22 protein-coding genes are annotated in these 26,030 nt (G+C 73.4%); 17 read left to right on the forward strand and 5 right to left on the reverse strand.

Annotated elements, in window-relative coordinates:
• Positions 1 to 64: 64 nt before the first annotated feature.
• The 16 genes from AC2YHB_RS05305 (at position 65) to AC2YHB_RS05380 (ending at position 19,004) form a co-directional block, all read left to right on the forward strand.
• Complete coding sequence (locus tag AC2YHB_RS05305) at positions 65 to 865, forward strand: nucleotidyltransferase domain-containing protein (protein ID WP_179651001.1); 801 nt, start codon at positions 65 to 67, stop codon at positions 863 to 865.
• Positions 866 to 942: 77 nt separating this feature from the next.
• Entirely contained in the window at positions 943 to 2,226 is a 1,284-nt protein-coding gene (locus AC2YHB_RS05310; RefSeq protein ID WP_179651003.1) for a beta-propeller domain-containing protein, read from the forward strand.
• Positions 2,219 to 2,782 carry a SigE family RNA polymerase sigma factor gene (locus AC2YHB_RS05315; protein WP_179651005.1) on the forward strand — a complete coding sequence of 188 codons (564 nt, stop codon included), beginning with the start codon at positions 2,219 to 2,221 and terminating at the stop codon, positions 2,780 to 2,782. The genes AC2YHB_RS05310 and AC2YHB_RS05315 overlap by 8 nt, the downstream gene beginning before the upstream one ends.
• 9 nt (positions 2,783 to 2,791) lie before the next feature.
• Complete coding sequence (locus AC2YHB_RS05320) at positions 2,792 to 3,091, forward strand: thiamine-binding protein (RefSeq protein WP_036542661.1); 300 nt, start codon at positions 2,792 to 2,794, stop codon at positions 3,089 to 3,091.
• Complete coding sequence (locus AC2YHB_RS05325) at positions 3,088 to 3,816, forward strand: thioredoxin-like domain-containing protein (RefSeq protein ID WP_179651007.1); 729 nt, start codon at positions 3,088 to 3,090, stop codon at positions 3,814 to 3,816. The genes AC2YHB_RS05320 and AC2YHB_RS05325 overlap by 4 nt, the downstream gene beginning before the upstream one ends.
• Before the next feature lie 45 nt (positions 3,817 to 3,861).
• On the forward strand, positions 3,862 to 7,035 hold the full coding sequence (locus AC2YHB_RS05330; protein ID WP_487353610.1) for an ATP-binding protein: 3,174 nt from the start codon (positions 3,862 to 3,864) through the stop codon (positions 7,033 to 7,035).
• Between the two features lie 55 nt (positions 7,036 to 7,090).
• Positions 7,091 to 7,765 (forward strand): nuclear transport factor 2-like protein, encoded by a 675-nt coding sequence (locus AC2YHB_RS05335; RefSeq protein ID WP_487353611.1) that lies wholly within the window; start codon positions 7,091 to 7,093, stop codon positions 7,763 to 7,765.
• A complete protein-coding gene (locus tag AC2YHB_RS05340) occupies positions 7,762 to 8,853 on the forward strand; it encodes a class I SAM-dependent methyltransferase (protein WP_487353612.1) in 1,092 nt (363 codons plus the stop codon). Before AC2YHB_RS05335 ends, AC2YHB_RS05340 begins: the two co-directional genes overlap by 4 nt.
• A 50-nt stretch (positions 8,854 to 8,903) precedes the next feature.
• The gene (locus tag AC2YHB_RS05345; protein WP_036542666.1) at positions 8,904 to 9,332 is read left to right on the forward strand and encodes an NUDIX hydrolase; all 429 of its coding nucleotides are present in this window, start codon (positions 8,904 to 8,906) and stop codon (positions 9,330 to 9,332) included.
• On the forward strand, positions 9,329 to 10,264 hold the full coding sequence (locus AC2YHB_RS05350; protein ID WP_487353613.1) for an SMP-30/gluconolactonase/LRE family protein: 936 nt from the start codon (positions 9,329 to 9,331) through the stop codon (positions 10,262 to 10,264). Before AC2YHB_RS05345 ends, AC2YHB_RS05350 begins: the two co-directional genes overlap by 4 nt.
• 18 nt (positions 10,265 to 10,282) lie before the next feature.
• Positions 10,283 to 12,193 carry a 1-deoxy-D-xylulose-5-phosphate synthase gene (dxs, locus tag AC2YHB_RS05355; protein ID WP_487353614.1) on the forward strand — a complete coding sequence of 637 codons (1,911 nt, stop codon included), beginning with the start codon at positions 10,283 to 10,285 and terminating at the stop codon, positions 12,191 to 12,193.
• Positions 12,194 to 12,209: 16 nt separating this feature from the next.
• Positions 12,210 to 13,496, forward strand: a complete 1,287-nt coding sequence (locus AC2YHB_RS05360; protein WP_487353615.1) for a gluzincin family metallopeptidase — start codon at positions 12,210 to 12,212, stop codon at positions 13,494 to 13,496.
• A gap of 53 nt (positions 13,497 to 13,549) precedes the next feature.
• On the forward strand, positions 13,550 to 15,049 hold the full coding sequence (locus tag AC2YHB_RS05365) for an amino acid permease (protein WP_487353616.1): 1,500 nt from the start codon (positions 13,550 to 13,552) through the stop codon (positions 15,047 to 15,049).
• Positions 15,046 to 15,996, forward strand: a complete 951-nt coding sequence (locus AC2YHB_RS05370) for a PAC2 family protein (protein ID WP_487353617.1) — start codon at positions 15,046 to 15,048, stop codon at positions 15,994 to 15,996. The genes AC2YHB_RS05365 and AC2YHB_RS05370 overlap by 4 nt, the downstream gene beginning before the upstream one ends.
• Positions 15,993 to 16,865 (forward strand): acyl-CoA thioesterase, encoded by an 873-nt coding sequence (locus AC2YHB_RS05375; RefSeq protein WP_340674251.1) that lies wholly within the window; start codon positions 15,993 to 15,995, stop codon positions 16,863 to 16,865. The genes AC2YHB_RS05370 and AC2YHB_RS05375 overlap by 4 nt, the downstream gene beginning before the upstream one ends.
• A gap of 45 nt (positions 16,866 to 16,910) precedes the next feature.
• On the forward strand, positions 16,911 to 19,004 hold the full coding sequence (locus tag AC2YHB_RS05380; RefSeq protein ID WP_179651021.1) for an elongation factor G-like protein EF-G2: 2,094 nt from the start codon (positions 16,911 to 16,913) through the stop codon (positions 19,002 to 19,004).
• Between the two features lie 178 nt (positions 19,005 to 19,182).
• On the opposite strand, the gene AC2YHB_RS05385 is transcribed toward AC2YHB_RS05380, so the two are convergent.
• Both AC2YHB_RS05385 and AC2YHB_RS05390 read right to left on the reverse strand, forming a co-directional pair.
• On the reverse strand, positions 19,183 to 20,028 hold the full coding sequence (locus AC2YHB_RS05385; protein WP_179651023.1) for a MaoC family dehydratase: 846 nt from the start codon (positions 20,026 to 20,028) through the stop codon (positions 19,183 to 19,185).
• Between the two features lies 1 nt (position 20,029).
• Entirely contained in the window at positions 20,030 to 21,364 is a 1,335-nt protein-coding gene (locus AC2YHB_RS05390; protein ID WP_487353618.1) for a 3-oxoacyl-ACP reductase, read from the reverse strand.
• Between the two features lie 97 nt (positions 21,365 to 21,461).
• Between AC2YHB_RS05390 and AC2YHB_RS05395 the strand changes: the two genes are divergently transcribed.
• Positions 21,462 to 22,742: an acetyl-CoA C-acetyltransferase gene (locus AC2YHB_RS05395; RefSeq protein WP_179651027.1), complete on the forward strand. Its 1,281-nt coding sequence runs from the start codon at positions 21,462 to 21,464 to the stop codon at positions 22,740 to 22,742.
• Between the two features lie 97 nt (positions 22,743 to 22,839).
• Here AC2YHB_RS05395 and AC2YHB_RS05400 read toward each other — a convergent pair whose 3' ends face one another.
• The 3 genes from AC2YHB_RS05400 to AC2YHB_RS05410 are packed head-to-tail and all read right to left on the reverse strand — an operon-like array spanning position 22,840 to position 26,028.
• Positions 22,840 to 23,712, reverse strand: coding sequence for a hypothetical protein (locus AC2YHB_RS05400; protein WP_487353619.1), 873 nt, complete (start codon positions 23,710 to 23,712; stop codon positions 22,840 to 22,842).
• Between the two features lie 37 nt (positions 23,713 to 23,749).
• Complete coding sequence (locus AC2YHB_RS05405; RefSeq protein WP_179651032.1) at positions 23,750 to 24,448, reverse strand: TetR/AcrR family transcriptional regulator; 699 nt, start codon at positions 24,446 to 24,448, stop codon at positions 23,750 to 23,752.
• 59 nt (positions 24,449 to 24,507) lie between these two features.
• The gene (locus AC2YHB_RS05410; protein WP_487353620.1) at positions 24,508 to 26,028 is read right to left on the reverse strand and encodes an ATP-dependent DNA ligase; all 1,521 of its coding nucleotides are present in this window, start codon (positions 26,026 to 26,028) and stop codon (positions 24,508 to 24,510) included.
• Positions 26,029 to 26,030 lie beyond the last annotated feature (2 nt).

Consider the following 26,030-nt stretch of genomic DNA (forward strand, 5'->3'; position numbering starts at 1 on the left):
CGACGGCCCGTCGCTCCCGGAAAGGAGCGGCGGGCCGTTCGGCGTCTGCCGTACCGTGCCGCCCATGCGCTCCGTGCCCGCCGACTTCGACCCCGCCGTGGTCGCCGCGATCGACGCGCGCCTGGCCTCGGTCGCGGTCGAGCACGGGGTGCGCATCCCGTGGGCCATCGAGAGCGGCAGCCGGGCGTGGGGCTTCGCCTCGCCCGACAGCGACTACGACTGCCGCTTCTTCTTCGTGCGGCCGCGTGCGTCGTACTCCTCCCTCTGGCCTGCGCGCGACGTGATCGAGACCCCGCTCGAGGGCCTGCTCGACGCCAACGGCTGGGACGTGGCCAAGGCGGTGCGGCTCGCCACGGCCGGCAATGCCACGGTGGGCGAGTGGCTCCGCTCGCCCCACGTGTACGACGGCGACGCGGCCTTCCGCGACGCGCTGCTCGGCCTCGTGGCCCGTGTCAGCGACACCTCCCGGGTCCGGCGGCACTACCTCCACGTCGGCCGCGCGCAGTGGACCCGCGCGCACGACGACGCCGGCCAGGTCCGCCTCAAGAAGGTCTTCTACGCCATCCGCCCGGCGGTGACCCTGCGCTGGCTGGACGACCATGACGGCGTCCCGCCGATGAACCTCGACGAGCTGCTCGCGCAGGCGGACGTGCCGGCCGACGTACGCGACGAGCTGGAGGCCCTGCGCGCCCTCAAGGCCCGCACCCGCGAGCTCGGCAGCGCGTCGGTGCCGCCCGCGATCGCGCGCTGGGTGCTGGCGGTCTTCGCAGCGGAGCCGGACCGGTCCTCGCCGCCCAGCCCGCAGCTGCGGGCCGAGGCGGAGGCGGGGTTCGCCGAGCTAGTCCACCGGTGGGCTGCCCGCTGAGAAACTTCCGGGGCCGACCCCTCCCCGTGAGCGCCTCACGACGTGTGTCGTGGTGAGATCACCCCTCGGAGGACACCATGAGCACCCTGCACGACCAGCTCGCCGACCTGGCCGACGCTGCCCCGACGGGTGGGCCCGTCCCCGGGCTGTGGCAGCAAGGAGTACGACGCCAGCGACGCCGCCGGAACGCGCGGCTCGGCGCCGTGGCGGCTGCCGTGGTGGTCGTGGCCGCACTGGCGGGCCTGCTGCGGACGACGGCGCCTGAGGAGCCCGAGCCGGTCCAGGTTCCCTTCGGCGAGCTGCACCTGCCGCGGATGGTGTACCCGCCCGACCCGTGGGCGGAGAGCACGACGACGCCCGGGCCGCTGGCCGCCATCGGCACGGCCTCGAAGTTCGAGCCGACCGGCATCCGCGGGCATGTCGAGAGCTTCGCGGCCTTCGGCGTCTCTGCCGTCGACGGTTCCGCGGTGTTCCTCGACCTGCCCTGGACGGGGGAGGACGGGTTCGGTCCGGGCGGTCCGGTGCTGTCCCCGGACGGCACCAAGGTCGCTTGGGTCCGCTACACCGGGGGGACCGAGCCCGTCGTGAACGGCTTCGCCGTCCTCGACACCATGACGGGCCGGGCCCGGAGGCTCAGCGACCCCGACAATCCGGTCATCAAGGGCATGGACGTGTCCGGGCTGACCTTCAGCGGTGACTCGCGGTACCTCGAGGTGTCGTACTCGCTGACGGGCAGCGACGCCGATCGCGCGCACTCCCTGGTGCTGTGGGACGTGGCGACCGGGGCGCGCCGGGTGGCCGAACCCGCGGGGAGGTACTGGTTGCCGAACATGGGGAGCGCGCCGGCGGGCACGGTGTGGTCGCGGGGCGACCGGACCTTCACCTTCGACCCCGTCACGGGCCGGACGACGTCGGAGCGCAGCGGCTTCAAGGTGGTCCAGGCGTCGTACGGCCCGGAGCGGAGCTTCGCGGCGATCGCCTTCGGGGAGACCGATCAAGCGGACTGGCGGTTGTTCGTCGGGGCCAGCCCCAGGGATGTGCGCCAGGTGAGGCTCGACATGGTGCCCGAGCAGCTGTTGGGCTGGCGCGACGCGACGCACGTGGTGATCCGGGACCTCCCGACGGGCCGCGCTGTCGAGGTCGATCTGGCCACGCTCGTGTCCACCGATCTCCGCCTGGACGTCAGCGAGGACCTGTTCGACCTGCCGTCCTACGCCGCCGACCTCTGGGCGAACCCGCTCGTCGACGGCGTCCGCCCGCCCGACGCCAGCGATCCGCGGACGCCGTGGTGGTTCGCCGGCCCCGGCATTGCGCTGCTGGCCGCGGCGGCGTTCGTGACCTGGTGGAGGCGGCGTGTCTGACCGCGACGAGCTCCAGGCCTCGTTCGAGGCGTACGTCGCCGCGCGGCGCGGAGCGCTGCTTCGCACGGCGTACCTCCTGACGGGAGACAGCCACGCGGCCGAGGACCTGGTCCAGAACGCGCTGCTCAACGTGGTCGCGAAGTGGCACCGGATCGTCGACGACCCCGACCCCTACGTCCGCACCGTCCTCGCCCGCGAGAGCGTCAACCGGTGGCGCCGCAGGCGCTGGCGCGAGGTGCACACCGACGTCCTCCCGGACCGGGCCGTGCGGGACGACGACCGGCACGACGAGCGCCTGGTGCTGCGCGCGGCGCTCGCCCGGCTCGCGCCACGACAGCGGGCCGTCATCGTGCTGCGCTACTACGAGGACCTCACCGAGGCGCAGACTGCCGCGGCGCTCGGGATCTCGGTCGGCACGGTGAAGTCGCAGGCCCGCGACGCCCTGACCCGGCTGCGGACGCAGGCGCCGGAGCTCGCGGACGGCGAGGACGCCGGCGTCGACGGCCATCCGCTCCCGACCCGGCAGCCTGTCCCGGGTGACCTGAGCGGTCTCTAAGGTGGGGCCATGCTCGTCGCCTTCAGCATCAGCCCCTCGACCGCCGACGACACCGGTGGGGTGTCCGAGGCGGTCGCCGCCGCCGTCCGCGTGGTCCGCGAGTCCGGGCTGCCCAACGAGACCAACGCGATGTTCACCAACATCGAGGGGGAGTGGGACGAGGTGATGGCTGTCGTGAAGCGTGCCGTCGACGTCGTCGCCGCGGTCTCGCCGCGGGTCGGGCTCGTGCTGAAGGCCGACATCCGGCCGGGGTTCACCGGCGAGCTCAGCGCGAAGGTCGAGCGGGTGGAGAAGGCGCTGGAGCAGTGACCCAGCCGCCTCCGCCGCCGCCGTACGGCACGCCGCCGGCGTACCCCCCGATTGCCCCACCGCCCGCCTGGTTCCCCGCACCCCCGCCGCCGCGGCGCAGCCGCGTGCTGCCCGTCGTGCTCGCGGTCGTGGCGGCGATCGCGCTGGTGGCGGCGGCTGTGCTCGTCCCGCTGCTGCTGTCCGGGGACGACGACGGGGCGACGGCCGGTGACTCGGACGACGAGGACACCTCGTCGGTCGACACCAGCGACCTCGCGGCGGTCCGTACCTACGACGACCTGACCTACCAGCACCTGCCGCTCGGCGAGGACCACGACTACCCGCAGTCCCCGGCCGTCGGCGGTGACCACGCCCCGGTCTGGATCGAGTGCGGTGCCTACGACGAGCCGCTGCCCGAGGTCGGCGCGGTCCACGACCTGGAGCACGGCAGCACGTGGATCACCTACCGGCCCGACGACGTCGACGACGACGGCGTCGACCGGCTCGAGGAGCAGCTGCCCGCCAACGGGCTGCTGTCGCCGTACCCGGACCAGGCGGCGCCGGTCGTGATCACCGTCTGGGGCCGCCAGCTGGACCTGACCGGCCCGGAGGACCCGAGGATCGCCCTCTTCATCGCCGAGTACGGCGCCGGGAGCACCGCGCCCGAGCCGTACGCCTCCTGCAACGGGGGCGTCGACCCGGCCGAGCTCGCCGACCTCACCGGCCGGGCCGACCCCGTCGCCTGACGAGGGCGCTGACGGGCGGGCGGGTCCGCGGGTAGCCTGCTGGCCATGGCGACCGCGGGGGAGCCGCTGCTCCTCGGCCGCGACGCCGTGAGCGCGCGCCTCTCGGAGAGGCTCGCCCGGGCCGCACGCGGCGCGGGCGGCCTGGTGTGGGTCAGCGGCGAAGCGGGCATCGGCAAGACCCGGATCCTCGGTGAGGCGCGTCGGCTGGCCGACGGCCTCGGGTTCCGGATGCTGCACGGTGCCGGCTGGGAGGACCCCGGCACCCCACCCTTCTGGCTGTGGGTCCAGGTGCTGCGCGACGCCTTCGGCGACACCGCGGGCGACCGCGACTGGGGGCCTCGTGCCGCCGAGGCCCTGGCGCTCCTCCCCGGCACGGCGGTCGCGGCCGCCCCTGCGGCGGACCGGTTCGCGCTGTTCGACGCGGTGGCCGCGGTACTGGAGCGCGTGGCGGAGGAGGGCCCGCTCCTCGTCGTCCTCGACGACGTGCACTGGACCGACGCCGGGTCGCTGCGCCTGCTGGGCTTCGTCGAGCGCACCCTCGCCCACCGGCCCGTCCTGTGCGTCGCCGGCTGGCGCGACCACGAGGCGGCGCCGGACCCGGTGGTCGCCGAGCTCGCCGCCGAGCTCGCCACGCGGGCCGACCGGATCGAGCTGACGGGCCTCGACGCCGAGGCCGTCGGCGACCTGGTGCGTGCCGAGGCCGGGCTGGCGCTCGACGGCGACGAGGCGCGGCGGGTGTGCGAGCGCTCGGGCGGCAACCCGCTCTTCGTCGCCGAGCTCGCCCGGCTCGCGGCAGACCGGGGGACCGGCGCGATCCTCGCCGAGGTGCCCGGGTCGGCCACCGCCGTGATCCGCCGTCGGCTCGGCCGCGTCTCGCAGGCATGCCACGAGCTCCTCGTCGCCGCCGCCGTCGCCGGCAACGCCAGCACCGTCGACGTGGTGCAGCACCTGACCGGTCGGTCCCCGCAGGAGGTGGCGGCGCTGGTCGACGAGGCGGTCGCCGCCGGGCTCGCGAGGGACGTCCCCGGGCGGGTCGAGCTGCCGCACGCCCTCGTGCGAGCCGCAGTGGCGGGGTCGGTCCCGGCCGGCCGGGTCCGCGAGCTGCACCGCGACGTGGCCGAGCTGCTCGACGGCCGCCTGGCCGGCGATCCGACGGTGGCGGCGGAGGTCGCCGGGCACCTGCACCGCGCGATCCCGCTGGTCGACGCCGCCGACGCGGTCGCGATGAGCCGCCGGGCGGCCGACGCCGCCATGGCCCGGCAGGCCTGGGAGGAGGCGGCCGAGCACCTCACGGCCGCGCTGGGAGCCTCCCCGCCCGCCAGCGAGGTACGACGCCAGGTGCTCCTCGAGCGCGGCCGGGCCGTGCTGGCCCACGAGGACCTCGAGGCCGCCCGCGGCGACTTCGTCGAGGCCGCGCGGCTGGCCCGGGCGTGCGGCGACGGCGACGCGCTCGCCGAGGCCGCCCTCGGTTTCGCCGCCGGCCTGGGTGGCTTCGAGGTGCGCCTGTGGGACCAGGCCCAGCTCGACCTGCTGGAGGAGGCGCTCGCCCTGCTGGGCGAGCGCGAGGTGGTCGCGCGCGCCGACGTGATGGCCCGGTTGTCGGTGGCCGTGTCCTTCACCGGCTCCGAGGAGCGCCGTGCCCGACTGGGGGAGGACGCGGTGGCGCTCGCCCGGCGCCTGGACGACCCGCGCGCCACCGCCCACGCGTTGGCCGCGCGCTGCGACACGATCTCCGGGCCGGCGTACTCGGAACGGCGGGAGGCCGATGCCGGCGAGGTCGTGGCCCTGGCCCGCCGGGCGGGCGACCGGCCACTGGAGCTGCTCGGGCTGCGCCTGCGGATCGTGGCGCGCCTCGAGCAGGGGCTGCTGCAGGCGGCGCGGCAGGACATGGTGGCCTTCGAGGTGGCGACCAGGACGCTGCGCCAGCCGCTCTACAGCTGGTACGTCCCGCTCTTCCGCGGCTTCCTGGCCCATGCCGAGGGCGACATCGCCGAGCTGCTGCGCTGTGCCGGGGAGGCCGAGCGGATCGGGCGGCAGGCCGGCAGCCACAACGCCCTCATCCTGGCCGCCGTGCAGCGCAGCTGGGCGGCGATCGAGCAGTGCCGTCCGGGCGACATCCTCGCCGAGCTCTCGGGCCTCATCACCGCCTTCGCGGAGACGGCCCCCGGCGGGATGGAGGTCCTCGGCCTGTTCCCCGGCCAGCCCGCTGCCGTCCGCACCACGGCGTTGCGCAGCCTGCCCGAGGCGGTGGCGTCGATGAGTGACGACTCCGAGCTGTTGTCCAACCTGTGCCTGGTCGCCCTCGCGGGCCGTGACGCCGGCGACCCGCCGTCGGCCGCGGCGACGCTCCGGGCGGCCCTGGAGCCGTGGTCCCGGCGCTTCGCCGTCGACGGGATCGGGGCCGGGGCGATCGGTCCCGTGGCGCGCTTCGTCGGCGAGCTGCTCCTGCTCGAGGGGGACCTCGACCGAGCGGAGGCCGCCCTGGTGCAGGCCGAGCGCGACGCGGCATCGGCCGGCGCCGTGCTCGCCGGCGTCCACGCCCGCCGCAGCCGCGCCGACGTGCTGCTCGCCCGGCGCGGACCGGGCGACGTCGAGGCGGCCGCCGCGCTGCTGGCCGACGCCCGGGCCTCGTACGACGCCCTCGGGCTGGACGCCCGCGCCGCGCCCGCCACCGGCTCCTTCCGCCGCGCCGGCGGCGTCTGGCAGGTCTCCTTCAACGGGTCCGCGGCGGTCGTGCGCCACGTGAAGGGCATGTCCGACCTCGCGGTCCTGCTCGGGCGGCCCGGCCAGGAGGTGCACGCCCTCGACCTCGCCGGTGCACCGGGCGGCGCGGTGCCGGAGGGCGACACCGGGCCGGTCCTCGACGAGGCGGCCCGGGCGTCGTACAAGCGCAGGCTGGGGGAGCTGGAGGAGGAGATCGACGCCGCCGCCCTCGACGGCGACGCGGAGCGCCAGGTCCGCGCGGAGGAGGAACGGTCCTTCCTGGTCGCCGAGCTGGGGGCGGCCTACGGGCTGGGCGGCCGGGCGCGCCGGACGGGTGCCGCGGCCGAGCGCGCCCGGAGCGCGGTCACCTGGCGGATCCGCGACGCGATCCGCCGGATCGAGGAGGTCGACCCGGCGCTGGCCGGCCACCTGCGCCGCTCCGTCCGGACCGGCACCTTCTGCTGCTACGACCCCGAGCGCCCGACCGCCTGGGAGTGCGGCGACCTTCCGGTGTGAGGGAGTTCCTCACGCCTCCGGGGTGTCAGCTCCCTTCCACACCCAGGAGACCGTCATGTCGTTCATCCAGGTCCAGGACCTCCGCACCGACCGCTTCGCCGAGATCGACGAGCTCGCCGCCCAGTGGCGCGCCGACACCGCCGGGCGGCGCACCCTCCTCCACGAGCAGGTGTACGTCGACCGCAACGACCCGCAGCACTTCGTGATCATCAACGGCTTCGACTCCTACGAGTCGGCCATGGTCAACTCCCACCTCCCGGAGACCGACGCGCTCGCCAGCCGGCTCGGGCCGATGGTCTCCGAGCTGTCGTACGCCGACCTCGAGCCGGTCGCCACCCACGACACCCGCCTCGAGCTGGCCGAGGCCTTCCGGTCGGCCGTGGCCGCCTCCGACGCCTCCGGGCCGGCCTGGGCCGACGACGTCGAGTTCGTCGGCATGTTCCCCCACGCGATCGTGCGGGCGAGCGGTCCCGACGGCCTCACCCGGCTGCTGGCCGAGGACGCGCCCGCGCGCACGTTCGACGTCTGGGACGTGCAGCCCACGCCGACCGGCTTCGCCGCGGAGTACGCGTGGCGCACGACCGGCGCGACGTCGTACCTCTCGGTGGGGACGGTGCTCGCGACCGTCACCGACGGCCGGATCAGCCGGGTCCTGTGCACCTGCGCCGGCTCGTGGGACGCCGCCGCCGAGGCGGAGATCATGGGCGTCACCGCCGGTGCGTCGTCGTGAGCGCCGTGCTCACCGAGGAGGTCGCGGCCGAGGCCGGCGCCCTCACGGAACGGATCTTCGAGCAGGTGCTGGCCTCGATGGAGATCGCCACCGTGTGGCTCGGCCACCGCCTCGGCCTGTACGACGCCCTGGTCGAGCCCGCCACGTCCGCCGAGGTCGCCGCCCGCACGGGCGTGATCGAGCGCTACGTGCGGGAGTGGCTCGAGCAGCAGGCGATCGCCGGGCTGGTGGCCGTCGACGACGCCTCGGCGCCGCCGTACCAGCGGCGCTTCGGCCTCTCGCCCGCGCAGCGGCTGGCGCTGGCCGACGCCGAGAGCCCCTTCTACGCCGGTGCGCTCGCGCTGCTGGGCGGTGGCTGCGGCGCCGCGCTTCCCCAGGTGCTCGACGCCTGGCGCCACGGCACCGGGCTCTCCTTCGGTGCCTACGGCGACGACGTCCGCGACGGGCAGGGCCTGTTCAACAAGGCCGACTTCGAGCAGCGCCTGGTCCAGGAGTGGCTGCCTGCGGTGCCCGACGTGGACGTCCTGCTGCGCCGGACGGGGGCGCGCGCCCTCGACCTCGGCTGTGGGGTCGGCTGGTCGAGCATCGCCCTCGCCCGCGGCTACGCCGGGCTGACCGTCGACGGCGTGGACCTCGACGAGGCGTCGGTCATGGACGCGCGCGCCAACGCGCTCGTCGCCGGGGTCGGCGACCGCGCCCGCTTCGAGGTCGTCGCGTCGGACGCCGACCACGGTGAGGGCCGCTACGACGTCGCCCTCTTCCTGGAGAGCCTGCACGACATGGCGCACCCCGTGCCGGCGCTGCGAGCCGTGCGGCGGGCGCTCCGGCCGGGCGGCCGGGTGTTCGTCATGGACGAGGGAGCTGCCGACGAGTTCGCGCCCGACGGGTCCCCGGTCGAGCGCCTGCTCGGCGCGGCCAGCGTGCTCCACTGCCTGCCGGTGGGCCTGGCGGAGGCGGACTCGGCCGGCACCGGCGCGCTCTTCCGGCCGTCCACCCTGCGCGAGTACGCCGATGCCGCGGGCTACTCCGCGGTCCGGGACGCGCCGATCGAGCACGACTTCATGAGGTTCTACGTCCTGGAGGCGTGATCGGGGACAGGCCGGGGCGGGCCGCTGCACCGGGTCGCTACGGTGGCTCCGTGCAACGGTTCGCCTCGGTCCTCCTGGTCGACCCCCGCGGCTGGCTCCTGCTGCAGGAGCGCGACGAGCACCCGGTCATCGACCCCGAGTGCTGGGGCTTCGTCGGCGGGCACGTCGACGACGGGGAGCACCCCGACGACGCGGCGTACCGCGAGCTCACGGAGGAGACCGGTCTCGAGGTCTCCCCGCCCGGGCTCCCGCTGTGGCAGGAATTCACGGTCTTCCACGAGGCCTACGGCACCGACGACTCCGTCCGCGTGTACGTCGCCCCGACGACCGTCCGCGACGAGGACATCGTGCTCGGGGAGGGCCGGCGGATCGTCTTCGTCGCGCCGGAGGCCGTGCTCGGGCTGCCGCTGACCACCGCGGCTGCGAAGATCCTCCCGGCGTTCCTCGCCTCCGACCGCTACCAGGAGCTGGTGTCATGACGTTTTCCGCCTTCATCGTCCCGGGCCAGGGAGCCGAGGACGTCGTCGTCGCCACCTCCGGGTCGGACGAGGGCGCCGTGTTCACCGGCACCGAGGACGGCGCGATCTTCCGGATCTCGCACGACGGAGCGAAGGTCGACCGGGTCGCCCACACCGGCGGCCGGCCGCTCGGCATCGAGTTCGCCCCCGACGGCCGACTGCTGGTCTGCGACGCCCACCGCGGCCTGCTGTGGGTCGACCCCGCCGCGGGCCACATCGACGTGATCACCGACGACGTCGCCGGCCTGCCGATGAAGTTCTGCAACAACGGCGCGATCGGCTCCGACGGCACCCTGTGGTGGTCGGACTCGTCGACCCGGTACGGCATCGAGAAGTGGAAGCACGACTTCGTCCGCAACACCCGCACCGGACGGCTGCTGCGCCGTACTCCCGACGGCACCGTCAGCACCGTCCTCGAGGGCCTCGCCTTCGCCAACGGCGTGACCCTGTCGGCCGCGGAGGACTTCGTCTGCGTCGCCGAGACCGCGGCCCGCACGGTGGTGCGGTACTGGACCAGCGGCCCGAAGGCGGGCACCCGCGACCTGCTCGCGTCCGACCTGCCCGGCTACCCCGACAACATCGCCCGCGGCACCGACGGGCTGATCTGGGTCAGCATCGCGAGCCCCACCGACCCAGTGGTCGAGCGGCTCCAGCAGGGCCCGATGGCGCTGCGCCGGCTGGCGACCTCGCTGCCCGACGCGCTCCAGCCCAAGCCCAAGGAGACGGTCCGCGCGGTCGCCTACGACGAGCGCGGGATCCTCGTGCACGACGTGGACGTCCGGCCGGGGGACCACGGGGCGTCGTACCACATGGTGACGGGGGTGCGGGAGCACGACGGTCGGCTGTGGATGGGGAGCCTCCACGAGCCCGCGATCGCCGTCTACGACCTCTGACGGCCTAAAGTGGACCCCATGCCTGTCCTCGACCAGATCGCCCACCCGCGTGACCTGCGGGGCCTGTCCGAGGACGAGCTGACCCAGTTGGCGGCCGAGATCCGCGACCTGATGATCCGCACCGTCGCGACCAACTCGGGCCACCTCGGCCCCAACCTCGGCGTCGTCGAGCTGACCCTGGCCATCCACCGCGTGTTCGACTCGCCGCGGGACAGGATCGTCTTCGACACCGGCCACCAGTCCTACGTGCACAAGCTCGTGACCGGCCGGGCCGCCGACTTCGGGTCGCTGCGCCGCGAGGGCGGCCTGAGCGGCTACCCGAGCCAGGCCGAGTCCGAGCACGACATCGTCGAGAACTCCCACGCCTCCACCGCGCTGAGCTATGCCGACGGCCTCGCCAAGGCCTACGCGATCCGCGGCGAGGACCGGCACACGGTGGCCGTGATCGGCGACGGCGCCCTCACCGGCGGCATGGCCTGGGAGGCGCTCAACAACATCGCGATCCAGCACGACAGCCGCCTGGTCATCGTGGTCAACGACAACGGCCGGTCCTACACGCCGACGATCGGCGGCCTGGCGACCGCACTGACCAGCCTGCGCACCAACCCGCGCTACGAGACCGTCCTCGACATCGTCAAGCGCCGCCTCAACGCGGTGCCCGGCGTCGGCGCGGCGGCCTACGACGCCCTCCACGCCATGAAGAAGGGCCTCAAGGACGCGTTGGCCCCGCAGGGCCTGTTCGAGGACCTCGGCCTGAAGTACGTCGGCCCGGTCGACGGCCACGACCGTGCGGCCATGGAGCAGGCGCTCGCCCAGGCCAAGCGCTTCGGCGGGCCGGTCATCGTGCACGCCATCACCCGCAAGGGCTTCGGCTACGACCCGGCCGAGCGGCACGAGGCGGACCAGTTCCATGCCCCGGGGCCGTTCGACGTCCAGACCGGCGCGGAGAAGCCCAAGGGCCTGATCTGGACCGACCACTTCGCCGAGCACATCGTGCAGATCGGCGAGCGCCGTCCCGACGTCATCGGCATCACCGCGGCGATGATGCACCCGGTCGGCCTCGACAAGTTCCAGCAGCGCTTCCCCGAGCGCACCTTCGACGTCGGCATCGCCGAGCAGCACGCCGCGACCTCCGCGGCCGGCCTCGCCCTGGGCGGGCTGCACCCGGTGTTCGCCGTCTACGCGACCTTCCTCAACCGCGCCTTCGACCAGGTCCTGATGGACGTCGCGCTGCACAAGTGCGGCGTCACCTTCGTGCTCGACCGCTCCGGGGTCACCGGCGACGACGGCGCCAGCCACAACGGCATGTGGGACATGTCGATCCTCCAGGTGGTGCCCGGCCTCCGGCTCGCCGCGCCGCGCGACGTGACCCGCATGCGGGAGCTGCTCGACGAGGCCGTCGAGGTCTCCGACGCCCCGACCGTCGTCCGCTTCCCGAAGGGCCCGCCGCCCGACGACATCGAGGCGATCGGCAAGGCCGGCGGCTGCGACGTACTGGTGCGCGACGGCGCCCGCGACGTGCTGGTCGTGTCCGTGGGCGCGATGGCGCCGATCGCCGTCGACGTGGCAGCCCGGCTGCGCGACCAGGGCATCGGCGTCACCGTGGTCGACCCGCGCTGGGTCAAGCCGGTCGACCCCGCCCTGCTCGAGCTCGCCCGCACCCACCGCCGTGTGGTGACCATCGAGGACAACGGCGTCGTCGGGGGAGTGGGATCCGTCCTGCTCCAGTCCCTGACCGAGGCCGGCATCCACACCCCGGTGCGGCTGCACGGCATCCCGCAGGAGTTCCTCGACCACGCCAAGCGAGCTGCGATCCTCGAGCAGATCGGGCTGTCCCCGGCGGCGATCGCGCTGCAGGCCGTCCACGACATCACCGCGGAGCCGGCGCCGGGCGACCGGGCGCTCCTCGACGTCGACGGGAGCCGGTGAGCTGAGCGATCTGGGGGTGAGGGGGACCCTCGTCGCGCTGACCTGCGCGGCCCTCCTGCCGCTGGCGGCCTGCTCCGACGACCTGCCGCCACCGACCTACTCGGGCGGCGGGTACGACGACGTGGCCACGCTCATCCAGCGCACGCTCAACCAGCGCGCGGCCGCGCTGACGGCCGACGACGCCACCCGCTTCCGACGCACCCTCGACCGCACCGACGCGGGACTGCTCGACAGCGAGCAGGTCTACTTCGACAACATCGCCCAGCTGCCCGTCGGCCGGCTGCGGATCCGGGTCGTCGAGGACACCATCACCCCGATCGAGGGCACCGACCTCGACGGCGGGACGGAGTACTGGGCCGAGGTGGTCGTCGCCCTGCGCCTCGACGGGTACGACGCCGCGCCGGTCCAGACCCGCGACCGCTACCGCTTCGTCCCCACCGCCGACGGCTCCCGCCTCCTCGTGGGCTCCACGACCGACTACGGCTGGGAGGAGGAGCACCCGGGCAACGCCCAGCCGTGGGACCTCGGCGCGATCCACGTCGAGCAGGCCCCCGGCGTGCTCGGGATCTTCGACGACTGGACCGACGACGACGCCGACGAGGTGCTCGACGCCGCGAGCACCGGCCGCTCCGAGGTGCGGGCGGTCGTGGGCTCCGACGACGACAAGGTCAGCGGTGTCGTCGTCTACTCCCTGCAGGACCCGACCTTCCTCGACGGCCTCGCCGGGCAGACGGTCGGCGACCCCGACCGGGCCGACGGGCTCACGATCGCCGTGCCGGTGGACTCACTGGCGCCGGGGAAGGGCGTGGCGTCGTACCGGATCTTCGTGAACCCGCGGGTGCTCGACGAGCCGGACACCGTCGTCGGACGGCTGGTGCGCCACGAGCTCACCCACGCGGTGCTCGGCCCCCGCGGCCGCGGCGCGCCGCTGTGGCTCAACGAGGGCATCGCCGAGTACGTCTCCGTGCGGCCGATGGCGCCCGGCAAGCGGCGCCTGCCCGCGCGCGCCCTCGACATCGGCGAGACGGTCACCGGCCTTCCCGGCGAGGCGGAGTTCGCGGGCGGCGACGCCGAGGCGTGGTACGCCGTGTCCTGGTGGGTGTGCGAGTACGTCGCCTCCACCTACGGCGAGGAGGTGCTGCTGGCGCTGCTCGACCGGCTGGCCGGCGGCGCCGACCAGGAGAAGGTGCTGCAGGACGTCCTCGGGCTCAGCGGCGCCCAGCTCGCGCAGCGCGGCGTCGCGCTCATGACGACGACCTACGGCGACGGTGCCGACGGCGGCTACGGCGGCTACGGCGGGTAACGTCCGGCGGGCGGGTGCTCGGGGTGCCCGCCGCTGAGCAACGAGGAGGACCCGTGAGTCTCTTCCGGACCAAGTCCGTCGAGCAGTCCATCGCCGACACCGACGAGCCGGACCACCGGCTCCGCAAGGACCTGTCCGCGCTGGACCTGACCGTGTTCGGGGTCGGTGTCATCATCGGCGCCGGCATCTTCGTCCTCACCGGGACCGTGGCCGCGAGCAACGCCGGCCCGGCGCTGGCGCTGAGCTTCGTGATCGCCGCGGTCGCCTGCGGGCTGGCCGCGCTCTGCTACGCCGAGCTCGCCTCGACGGTGCCGGTCGCCGGCAGCGCCTACACGTTCAGCTACGCCACGCTCGGCGAGCTGGTCGCCTGGATCATCGGCTGGGACCTCGTCCTCGAGTTCACCGTCGGCGCGGCGGCGCTCTCGACCGGCTTCTCGGCGTACCTGCAGCAGGTCCTCGAGATCGTCGACGTCACCCTGCCCTCGCAGATCAGCTCCGCCGCCACCGGCGTGATCGACCTGCCCGCCGTGGTGATCGCGCTGCTCGTGACCTGGATGCTGATCCGCGGCACGAAGTTCTCCAGCCGCTTCAACCAGGTCGTGGTTGCGCTCAAGCTGGTCGTCGTCGCAGCCGTGATCGTCGTCGGCGTCGCCCACATCGACACCGGCAACTGGGTGCCCTTCATCCCGGACGCCCAGCCCGCGCCCGAGTCCAGCGGCGGCTTCGCCGACGTCCCGCTGATCACCACCCTGCTCGGCCTGGAGCCCGCGGTCTTCGGCCTCGCCGGCGTCATCTCGGGCGCCGCGATCGTGTTCTTCGCGTTCATCGGCTTCGACATCGTCGCGACCACTGCGGAGGAGACCAAGAACCCGCAGCGCGACGTCCCGATCGGGATCCTCGGCTCGCTGGCCATCGTCACCGTCCTGTACGCCGCCGTCAGCCTCGTCGTCACCGGCCTGCGCAGCTACCGGGACATCGACCCCGACAGCGCCGCGCCGCTGGCCGACGCCTTCGAGGACGCCGGGGTCGGCTGGATGCCCGACCTGATCTCGGTCGGCGCCTGCATCGGGCTCGTCGTGGTCGCGATGATCCTGATGCTCGGCCAGTCGCGGGTCGCCTTCGCGATGGCCCGTGACGGACTGCTGCCGCGGCCGCTGGCCAAGGTGCACCCGACCTACGGGACGCCGTACCGGATCACGGTCCTGACCGGGATCGCCGTCGCCGCCCTCGCCGGCTTCGTCGACCTCAGCACGCTGGCGCACCTGGTCAACATCGGCACCCTGTTCGCCTTCCTCCTGGTGAGCATCGGCGTGGTCGTCCTGCGCCGCACCCGGCCGGACCTGCCCCGCGGCTTCCGCACCCCGCTCGCGCCCGTGGTGGCGACGATCTCGGTGCTGATGTGCGGCTACCTGATGCTCAACCTGACCGGTGACACGTGGATCCGGTTCCTCGTGTGGATGGCGGTCGGCGTCGTCGTCTACTTCGTGTACGGCAGAGGTCACAGCCGCCTGGGCCACCGGGAAGAGGCCGTGGGGAATAGTCTTTCCACGTGACTTCGCCGACCCGCCTCGTCCACATCGTCGACGAGGTGCCCGAGCTGGCCGAGGTCGAGGGCCTGCCGATGGTCGTCGCGCTGGACGGCTTCCTCGACGCGGGCAACGCGGGCGCGCTCGCCTGCCGGCACCTCGTCCGCACCGGCGCCTCCTCGCCCGACGGCGGTGGCGTCGTCGTGGCGACCTTCGACGTGGACCAGCTCCACGACTACCGCGCCCGGCGACCCCCGATGACCTTCGCCCGCGACCACTACGAGGGCTACGAGGCCCCGCGGCTCGTCGTCCGCCTGCTGCACGACGCCGGCGGGACGCCGTACCTCCTGCTGCACGGGCCCGAGCCCGACATCCGCTGGGAGGCCTTCTGCCGCGCCGTGCTGGAGGTCGTCGAGCGGTTCGGGGTGACCCTGGTGGTCTCGGTCGGCTCGGTGCCGATGGCGGTCCCGCACACGCGGCCGATCGCGATCACCCACCACGCCAACAACGCCGGCCTGCTCACCGGCACCAGCCCGTGGCGCGGCGAGCTGCGGGTCCCGAGCAGCGCGCAGGCACTGCTCGAGGTGCGCCTCGGCGAGTGGGGGCACGACGCGCAGGGCTTCGTCGCGCACGTGCCGCACTACCTGGCGCAGCTCGACTACCCGCGCGCCGCGCAGGGCCTGCTGGAGCAGGTCGAGCTCGCCGCGCGCCTCACCATCGAGCTCACCGAGCTCGGTGAGCTCGCCGAGGAGCGCGAGGAGGAGATCGCCCGCTACCTGTCGGCCAACGACGAGGTGCAGGAGGTCGTGACCGCGCTCGAGCAGCAGTACGACACCTTCGCCCGCGCCGAGGCGGAGGGCAGCAGCCTCCTCGCCGAGGACGAGCCGCTGCCGACCGGCGAGGAGATCGGCCGGCAGTTCGAGCAGTTCCTGGCCGGGCTCGAGGGCCCCGACGAGACCGGAGGGCAGGCGTGAGCGACAGCGCGTCGAGGGTGATGGGGGAGGCGACGCAGAAGCTGGTCGCGCTCCTCGACCTGGAGAAGCTCGACACCGACCTCTTCCGGGGCCAGCAGCCGGAGACCATCCGGCAGCGCGTGTACGGCGGCCAGGTGGCCGCCCAGGCGCTGATCGCCGCCTCCCGCACGGTCGACGAGGGCTTCCACGTCCACTCGCTGCATTCGTACTTCCTGCTGCCCGGCGACTACAACGTCCCGATCATCTACGACGTCGAGCGGATCCGCGACGGCAAGTCGTTCGCCACCCGGCGGGTGCTTGCGCGCCAGCACGGCCGCCCGATCTACTACCAGTCGCTCAACTTCCAGCGCCACGAGGAGGGGCTGGAGCACGAGGACGTCATGCCCGAGGTCAAGCCGCCCGAGGAGGGCCTCGACCTCATGCAGCTGATGGCCGAGCGCGGCACCGACGACGGGCTCAGCAAGGAGTGGGCGGCCCTCGACGTGCGCTGGCTCGGCAGCTCGGCGTACGGGCTGGACCCCGACCCGATGCACCCCGCGAAGGCACAGGTGTGGATCCGCGTCGACGGCCGGCTCAGCGACGACCCGATGGAGCACCTGGCGACCTTCACCTACGCCAGCGACGTGTCCCTGCTCGGCGCGACCCTCGCGGCGCACCCGGAGCACGGCCCGCAGAAGGTGCAGATGGCCTCGCTCGACCACACCATCTGGTTCCACCGGCCCTTCCGCGCCGACGAGTGGTGGCTCTACGACCAGTGGTCGCCCTCGGCGAGCGGTGGTCGCGGGCTCGCGCTCGGCCGCGTCTTCACCCAGGACGGCACCCTCGTCGCCACGGTCGCGCAGGAAGGGCTGATCCGCCCCAGCAGGTGAGCCGTGCCCCTTGTCTCCCGCGCGCAGCAGGAGTTACGTGGGGCCATGGCGGACAAGCACGCAGAGAGGCGGGGCGAGCACGACCTCGCGGCGCCCGGGCCCGACCGGATCCGCAACGTGGTCCTGGTCGGGCCCTCCCAGTCGGGCAAGACCTCCCTCGTGGAGGCACTCCTCGCCCATGCACGGGTGATCACGCGGGCGGGCAGCACCGCCGACGGCACCACGGTCTGTGACACCGAGGACGCGGAGAAGAGCCACGGGCGGTCGATCTCGCTCGCGGTCGCGCCGCTGGTGCACCGCGGGGTGAAGGTCAACCTGGTCGACACCCCCGGGTACGTCGACTTCGTCGGCGACCTGCGCGCCGGCCTCCGGGCCGCGGACTGCGCCCTGTTCGTCGTCGCCGCCAACGAGGAGGTCGACGAGGCGACCCGGACACTGTGGCGCGAGTGCGCCGAGGTGGGGATGCCGCGGGCGGTCGTGGTCTCCAAGCTCGACCATCCCCGCGCCGACGTGGACGCCGTCGTCGCCCAGGCGCGGGCCGCGCTCGACGGCAAGGTGCTGCCCGTCTACGTCGCCGGCCCCGACGGGGTGAGCGGCCTGACGGGGCTGATCACGGGCGGGGACGGCACCGACGACCCGCGCCGCGGCGAGCTGATCGAGGCGATCATCGAGGAGTCCGAGGACGAGGACCTGATGGACCGCTACGTCGGCGGGGAGGAGATCGACGCCACCGTGCTGGTCAAGGACCTGGAGACGGCGGTCGCCCGGGCCAGCTTCCACCCCGTGATCCCGGTGTGCGGGGCGACCGGCGTCGGGCTCGCCGAGCTGCTCGACCTCTGCGTCGACGGGTTCCCCTCACCGTTGGAGCACACCTCGCCCGACGTCTTCACCCCGGCCGGCGCCTCGGTGGGCGTCGTGGCCTGCGACCCCGGCGGGCCGCTGGTCGCCGAGGTGGTCAAGACCGCCGGGGACCCGTACGTCGGGCGGATCAGCCTGGTCCGGGTCTTCTCCGGCACCCTCGACCCGGACACCCCCGTGCACGTCTCGGGCCACTTCTCGTCCTTCTTCGCCGACGGCGCCGGCCACGAGGACCACGACGAGGACGAGCGGATCGGCGCGCTCGGGCACCCGTTCGGGGCCACCCAGGTGCCCGCCGCACGGGTGGTGGCCGGCGACCTCGGGACCGTGGCGCGGCTGTCCCGCGCGGAGACCGGCGACACGCTCTCGGCCGTCGACCGCCCGCTGGTGCTCAAGCCGTGGTCGATGCCCGACCCGCTGCTGCCCGTCGCGATCGAGGCCGCCACCCGTTCCGACGAGGACAAGCTGTCGCAGGCGCTGGCGCGCCTCGCCGCCGAGGACCCGAGCCTGCGGGTGGAGCACAACGCGGAGACCGGCCAGCTGGTGCTGTGGGTGATGGGCGAGGCGCACGCCGACGTCGTACTCGAGCGGCTCGCGGCGCGGCACGGGGTGTCCGTCGAGCAGCGGGAGCTGCTCGTGCCCCTCCGCGAGTGCCTCGCCGGGCCGGGGCGCGGGCACGGGCGCCACGTGAAGCAGTCCGGCGGCCACGGGCAGTACGCGATCTGCGACCTCGAGGTGGAGCCGCTCCCCGAGGGCAGCGGCTTCGAGTTCGTCGACAAGGTCGTCGGCGGCGCGGTCCCGCGCAGCTACATCCCCAGCGTGGAGAAGGGGGTGCGCGGCCAGCTGGAGCGGGGCCTGCGCAACGGCTACCCCGTGGTCGACCTGCGGGTCACCCTGGTCGACGGCAAGGCGCACAGCGTGGACTCCTCCGACATGGCCTTCCAGAGTGCCGGTGCGCTCGCCCTGCGCGAGGCGGCGGAGGTCGCCGGCGTCGCGATGCTGGAGCCGTACGACGAGGTCCGGGTGCTGGTGCCCGACGACCTCGTCGGCCCGGTGATGAGCGACCTGTCCGCGCGGCGGGGCCGGCTGCTCGGCAACGACAACGTCGAGGGCGGCCGGACGCTGGTGACCGCGCACGTCCCGCAGCGCGAGCTGGTCCGGTACGCCGTCGACCTCCGCGCCGCGACCCGGGGTGCGGGCACGTTCACGCGCACCTTCGCCCACTACGAGGCGATGCCCGAGGAGCAGGCGCGGCAGGTGACGCCGCGCCTGCACCACTAGGGCGTGTCTCTCAGGTCGGCGCCGTCGCGAGCGGCGTTTGCGGCCGATCTGGCAAGGCGGCGGAGCGACGTCGTGCTGGATCGCCCTGCGAGCGACGCCAACGCCGCCAGATCGAGTCGCAAGCGTCGCGCAGCAGGCGGGGACCTGGGAGACACGCCCTAGGCGTTCGACCGGAAGGTCAGAGTGCGGTGGTCCGACCCAGCAGGTGGGGCGCGCCGCTCTTCGGGTTGACCAGCGTGAAGTCGTAGCCGGTCGCCGTCCTCTCGGCACCGAACTGCGCCTTGCCGGGCAGGAAGATCGGCTTCTTGAACGCGACCTCGACCTTGACCGCGTCGGGGAGCCGGTTCTCCAGCGCCGCGATGCAGCGGGCCTTGCTCCACATGCCATGGGCGATGTGGCGCGGGAAGCCCAGCGCCTTCGCGGTCAGCGGGTAGAGGTGGATCGGGTTCCGGTCGCCGGAGACGGCGCCGTAGGTGCGGCCCAGGTTGTCGGGCAGCGACCAGACCGGTCCCTTGGCGTCGACGGACGCCAGGGACATCCCCGGGTCGCCGTTCTCCTTGTCGCCCTTGCCCACGCGCAGGTACGTCGACACGGACTCCCACACGACCTCGTCACCGACGGTGCCGGTGACGTTCATGTCCCAGGCCCGGCCCTTGGTGCTGGCGCGCAGGTTGTCAGCCACGAGCCTCAGCGACACCGTCTCGCCGATGGCGACCGGGCGGTGCTGGACGATCGTGTTCTCCAGGTGCACCGAGCCGATGGCCGGGAACGGGAACGTGGCGTCGGTCATCAGCTGCATGTGCAGCGGGAAGGCCAGCATGTGCAGGTAGGGGACCGGCGCGACGTCGCGGGTCGGGAAGCCGCAGACGGCGGCGTACCGGTCGACGGCGGCACGCTCGACCACGACGTCGTTGCGCTCGAGGACGAGGTCCGGGAGCGCACCGCCGGTCTTCTTGATGCCCGGCAGCTGGTTCACGCCGGGGACCGCGGGGAGTGCGGCCTTGAGCATCACGGGGAGCGCCATGTCAGGCACCCAGCATCATCTGGCCGCAGACCCGCACGACGTTGCCGTTGACGGCGGTCGAGGCGGGGGAGGCGTACCAGGCGATGGTCTCGGCGACGTCGACGGGCAGGCCGCCCTGGGCCATCGCGTTGAGGCGCTGGCCGACCTCGCGGGTCGCGAACGGCACGGCGGCCGTCATCTGGGTGATGATGAAGCCGGGCGCGACGGCGTTGATGGTGATGCCGTCCTTCAGCTTGTCGCTCAGCGAGTCGACGAAGCCGATGACGCCGGCCTTGGAGGCGGCGTAGCTGGTCTGGCCCAGGTTGCCGGCGATGCCCGCGATCGAGGCGACGCCGATGATCCGGCCGTTGTCGTTGATGACGCCCTGCTCGAGCAGCTCGGCGGTGATCCGCTCCGGCGCCTCGAGGTTGATCTGGAGGACCTTGCCGAAGCGCTCCGGCGTCTGGTTCGCCAGCTTCTTGTCCATCGTCACCCCCGCGTTGTGCACGACGATGTCGACGCCGCCGTGCTTCTCCTTGAGGTGGTGGGCGATGCGCTGCGGCGCGTCGGCCGCGGTGATGTCGAGGGTGAGCCAGTCGCCGTCGAGCTCGTTCATGACCTTGACCAGGTCGTCGGCGGCCTGCGGGACGTCGAGGCCGACGACCTTGGCGCCGTCACGGTGCAGCACCCGGGCGATCTCCTCGCCGATGCCGCGGCTGGCGCCGGTGACGAAGGCGACCTTGCCGGCCAGCGGCTGGGTCCAGTCGGCGAGCGCCGAGCCGTGCTTCTCGTCGTGCGCGCCGATCCGGACGACCTGGCCCGAGACGTACGCCGACTTGGGGCTCAGCAGGAAGCCGAGCGTCGAGAGGACCGAGTCCTCGTAGCCGTCCGCGACGTAGACCAGCTGGACGGTGCCGCCCTTGCCGATCTCCTTGCCGAGGCTGCGGGTGAAGCCCTCGAGCGCGCGCTGGGCGATCTGCTCGCTGCCCTCGACGAGCGCCGGCGGCGTACCGATGACAACGACCCGGGCGCAGCTCTTCAGGCTGCGCAGCACCGGGGTGAAGAAGGCCTGGAGCTCGACGAGCTCCTCCACCGTGCTGATGCCGGTGGCGTCGAAGACGAGGCCCTTGTACTTCTCGCCCTCGGTCTGGGCGCCGACCGAGGCGATCCCGAGCACGTCGAGCAGACCGGGCAGGGACTCGGCGAGGCGACCACGGCCGCCGACGAGGACGGTGCCGTTGACCAGCGGGTCGCCGGCCTTGTAGCGGTCCAGCTTGGTCGGGTTCGGCAGTCCGAGGTTCTTGACGAGGAGCTTGCCGATCGGGGAGCTCACGAAGCCCTGGTACTTGTCAGTCATGTGCACCATGTAACTAGATGTGTAACTCTGAGTCCACATTTCGTGATCTCGCCCTCAAAGGGTTCTCCCGAGGGCCACGCTGAGTGAGGATTGCTCCATGACTGAGACTGTTCGCCGCGCCGCCGTACTCGGCGGTAACCGCATCCCGTTCGCGCGCTCCAACGGCGCGTACGCCACCGCCTCCAACCAGGAGATGCTGACCGCTGCCCTCGACGGGCTCGTGGCGCGCTTCGGACTGGAGGGTGAACGTCTCGGTGAGGTCGCCGGTGGCGCCGTCCTCAAGCACAGCCGCGACTTCAACCTGGTCCGCGAGTCGGTGCTCAGCACCCGCCTCGCCCCCGAGACGCCGGCCGTCGACCTGCAGCAGGCCTGCGGCACCGGCCTCCAGGCGATCAACTACATCGCCAACAAGATCAAGCTCGGTCAGATCGACTCCGGCATCGGCGGCGGCGTGGACACCACGTCCGACGCGCCGATCGCGATCTCGGAGAAGCTGCGCAAGAAGCTGATCCAGCTCAACAACGCCCGGAGCACCAAGGACCGCCTCGCGATCCTGGCGACCATCCGTCCCGGCGACATCGGCCTGGCGATCCCGTCCAACGGCGAGCCGCGCACCAAGCTCTCCATGGGCGAGCACCAGGCGCTGACCGCCCTCGAGTGGCAGATCACCCGCGAGGCCCAGGACGAGCTGGCCGTCACCTCCCACCACAACCTCGCGGCGTCGTACGACGAGGGCTGGCAGGACGACCTGATCACGCCCTTCCGCGGCCTCGAGCGCGACAACAACCTCCGCGCCGACTCGTCGCTGGAGAAGCTCGCGAAGCTCAAGCCGGTCTTCGGCAAGGGCGAGGCCGCCACGATGACCGCGGCCAACTCGACCCCGCTGACCGACGGCGCCTCCGCCGTCCTGCTCGGCTCCGAGGAGTGGGCCGCCGAGCACGGCCTCGAGGTCCTCGCCTACTTCGTCGACTCCGAGGTCGCGGCGGTCGACTTCGTCAACGGTGCCGAGGGCCTGCTCATGGCTCCCGCGTATGCCGTCCCGCGGATGCTCGAGCGCAACGGCCTCACCCTGCAGGACTTCGACTTCTACGAGATCCACGAGGCGTTCGCCTCGCAGGTGCTCTCGACGCTCGCCGCGTGGGAGAGCCCGGTGTTCTGCAAGGAGCGCCTCGGCCTCGACGCGCCGCTGGGGTCGATCGACCGCAGCAAGCTCAACGTCAAGGGCTCCTCGCTCGCCGCGGGCCACCCGTTCTCGGCCACCGGTGGCCGGATCGTGGCCAACACGGCCAAGCTGCTCAAGGCCAACGGCGGCGGCCGGGCGCTGATCTCGGTCTGCGCGGCCGGCGGCCAGGGCGTCGTCGCGATCATGGAGCGCTGACAGGCTCCCGGTCGTCGAGGAGGTCGCGCAGCGACCGTCACGAGACGCAGCAACGGCCCGCCCGGAGTGATCCGGGCGGGCCGTTGGCCTTCAAGGGTCAGTCCGCGTCGAGGTCGACCTGGATGATGTCCTGCCAGGCGGCCGGGCGTGCGTCCCGCAGTGCTCGGCCGATCTCCTCGGCCGACAGGCCGGAGCCGGCCACCGAGGCGGAGAGCTCGGTGTCGCCATGCAGCGCCGCCACCGTGGCGTTGATGTCGGACCTGTCGATCGTGAAGCCCTCGTGCGCGGTGCAGCCCTGGTCCTCGTCGCAGACCTCGTCGGGGTCCCGGAGAGCGGCGAACACGGAGAGGGTGTGGTCGCCCGACTCGTAGCTGAGCACGTAGCCGTCCGCCGGCTCGCGGGGGTGCTCCGGGCTCACCGACCGTTCAGCGCGCTCGTAGCCGTCGACCTCGGGGAGCCAGGGCTGGATGCCGACGCTGGCCAGTTCGGCACCGATCTCGGCGGCGACCAGCGCCCGCTCCCGGTCGTGGCGCACCGCCGTCCCCGGGACCAGCACGCTGAGGGTGAGCATGACGACGCCGAGCCCGGCAACGGTCCGAAAGCCGCCGGTCACCTCGTCGTCCCGCAGCAACTCCCCGAGAGCGACGGCCGTGAGCGCCGCGGCCGGGAGACCGGACAGGAGCGTCAGCTCCGTCGGGTCCGTGTGCGGCCCGAGGACCCACGCGACCACCAGTGCGATCGGCCAGAAGGACACCGCGACCGCCAGGCCGCTGACCGCTCCGCCGCGCCGCTCCTCGGGGCGCAGGGCCATGCCGACGAGCGCGGCGACGAGGACACCCGCCACGACGGCGATCACCACCCCGCGGGGGCTGGTCGCGGCGAGGGCGTGGCGGAGCGGGAGGAGCAGGGCGAGGCTGCCGCAGAGGGCGAGGACCTGGTGCTCGGTGCGACGCGGGGCGTGGGCGGGCATGACGGGCATCGTGCGCGATGCCCGTGGTCCTGAAACGTCAGGCGTTGGTGCGGGTGGGGGAGACCAGCGCGAGGGCCGAGGTGACCATGTAGTCGCGCACCTGGGCGGCGGAGATCTCGCCGACCGTGGGGATGCCGGGCGCGATCTCGCTGACGAGGATGCCGAGCCGGGCCAGCTGCAGTGCGCCGAGGCCGGAGGCGTAGAGGGCGTTGGCGAGCAGGACGGGGTCGTCGCTGAGCGCGAAGGCACCCTTCTCGACGCCGCCGGCGAGGGTCTCGGACAGCACGGTGAGGCAGGACGTGATGCCCCGGCCGAGCCGGAACAACGGGCCCTCCGCGATCTCGTCGAGCAGCTCGTCCCCGGGGCGCACCATGAGCGCCTGCGCGCAGTCGACGAAGGCCGGGTGCGCGACGCCGTAGTCGACGAAGGCGCCGACGATCGCGGCCAGCTGCTCGCGCGGCACGTCGGTGCCCGCAGCAGCCGCGGCCATCGCGTCGTGGAGCTCCTCGAGGTAGCCGACGAGGGTGAGCGCGAAGAGCTCCTCCTTGCCGGTGAAGTGCCGGTAGACGATCGCCCGGTTGATCCCGACGGCCGTGGCGACCTCCTCGATCTGGACGTCGCGGACGCCCTTGGAGTCGAAGATCTCCCGGGTCGCCGCGATGATCTCGGCCTGCCGGGCACGCCGACGCGCGGCCGCGGCCTTGCGGCGCCCGTCGGTCGCCGGTGCGTTCGTCATGGGCTGAGTGTACGGCTCGTGCAACTCGGTGTTGCAACATCTGTGACGAGATCGGCGGGTCAGCCACCGGCCAGGGATCGCACCGTCTCGATCGTGTCCGCCTCCTCGGCGCCCTTGTCGTCGCGGTAGCGCACCACCCGTGCGAACCGCAGCGCCAGCCCACCGGGGTAGCGCGTCGAGCGCTGCAGGCCGTCGAAGGCGATCTCCACCACCTGCTCGGGCCGCACGGTCACGACCCAGCCGTCGTCGGCGACCTCCAGCTCGCGGAAGCGCTCGGTCTGCCAGGCGAGCATCTCGTCGGTCATGCCCTTGAACGTCTTGCCCAGCATCACGAAGCCGGTGGGCGAGGACGGGTCGCGGGCGCCGAGGTGGATGTTCGACAGCCAGCCGCGGCGCCGGCCGGAGCCGTGCTCGACGGCGAGCACGACCAGGTCGAGGGTGTGCACCGGCTTCACCTTCACCCAGGCCGCGCCGCGCCGCCCGGCGTCGTACGGGGCGGCGGCGTCCTTGACGACGACGCCCTCGTGGCCGTCCGCCAGCGCCTGGGTCGCGAACGACTCCGCGGCGGCACGGTCGGTGCCGACCCAGCGGCGTACCCGGTGGGCCTCGGGGACCAGGCCCTCCAATGCCGCCCACCGCTCGTCCGCCGGCCGGTCGAGGAGGTCGGCGCCGTCGAGGTGCAGCAGGTCGAAGAAGTACGGCGTCACCGCGGCCAGGTCGGCGCCCTGCGTGGCGGTCCGGGACGCGGTCTCCTGGAAGGGCCGCGGCCGGCCGTCGGCGTCGAGCCACAGTGCCTCGCCGTCGAGCACCAGGTCGCGCGCGGGAAGTGCGCGCACGACGTCGACGACCTCCGGCAGTCGCTGGGTGATGTCGTCGAGGCTGCGGGTCGCGATGACCACGTCGTCGCCGCTGCGGTGGACCTGGATCCGGATCCCGTCGAGCTTGGCGTCGACGCCGCACGTGCCGTCGGCGCCTCCCGCCTTGTCCATCGCGGCGGCCACGTCGGGCGCGGAGGAGGCGAGCATGGGGAGCACGGGGCGCCCGACGGTCAGGCCGACCCGGGCCAGGGCGTCGGCGCCCTCGAAGGCCGCGTCGACGACGTACGTCGTGCCGCCGGCCAGCATCGCCGCCCGTCGTACGACGGGCAGGGGCACCTCGGCCGCCAGGGCGAGCGCCTCCGTCGTGACCGCCTCGAGCGCCCCCTGCCGGACCTCGCCGACCGCGACCGAGCGCAGCCACGCCTGCTCGGGGGCGGTGGCCTGCCCGAACAGCGACGCGGCCAGGCCGGCCCGGGCGCCGGCCGACCCGGGACCGGACAGCTCGGCCATCGCGGCGAAGGCCGCGTCGACGGCCACCACCTCGAGCGTGGCGTCCGTCGCCGGCTCCGGCAGCTCGCGCAGGCTCCTCCAGCCCAGGCCGGTGCGCCGCTGCCGCAACCGGCCGCTGAGGTAGTGGGCGACGAGGGAGCGCTCGCCGGGGTCGGCGGCGAGCAGCAGGTCGGCGATCAGGCGGACCTTCTCCTTGCGGGACCGCGTGGCGCCCACGGCGCCGGACGTGTCGACCAGGGCTCGCAGCAGCATGG

Source organism: Nocardioides sp. SRI_004 (genome assembly GCF_057586415.1).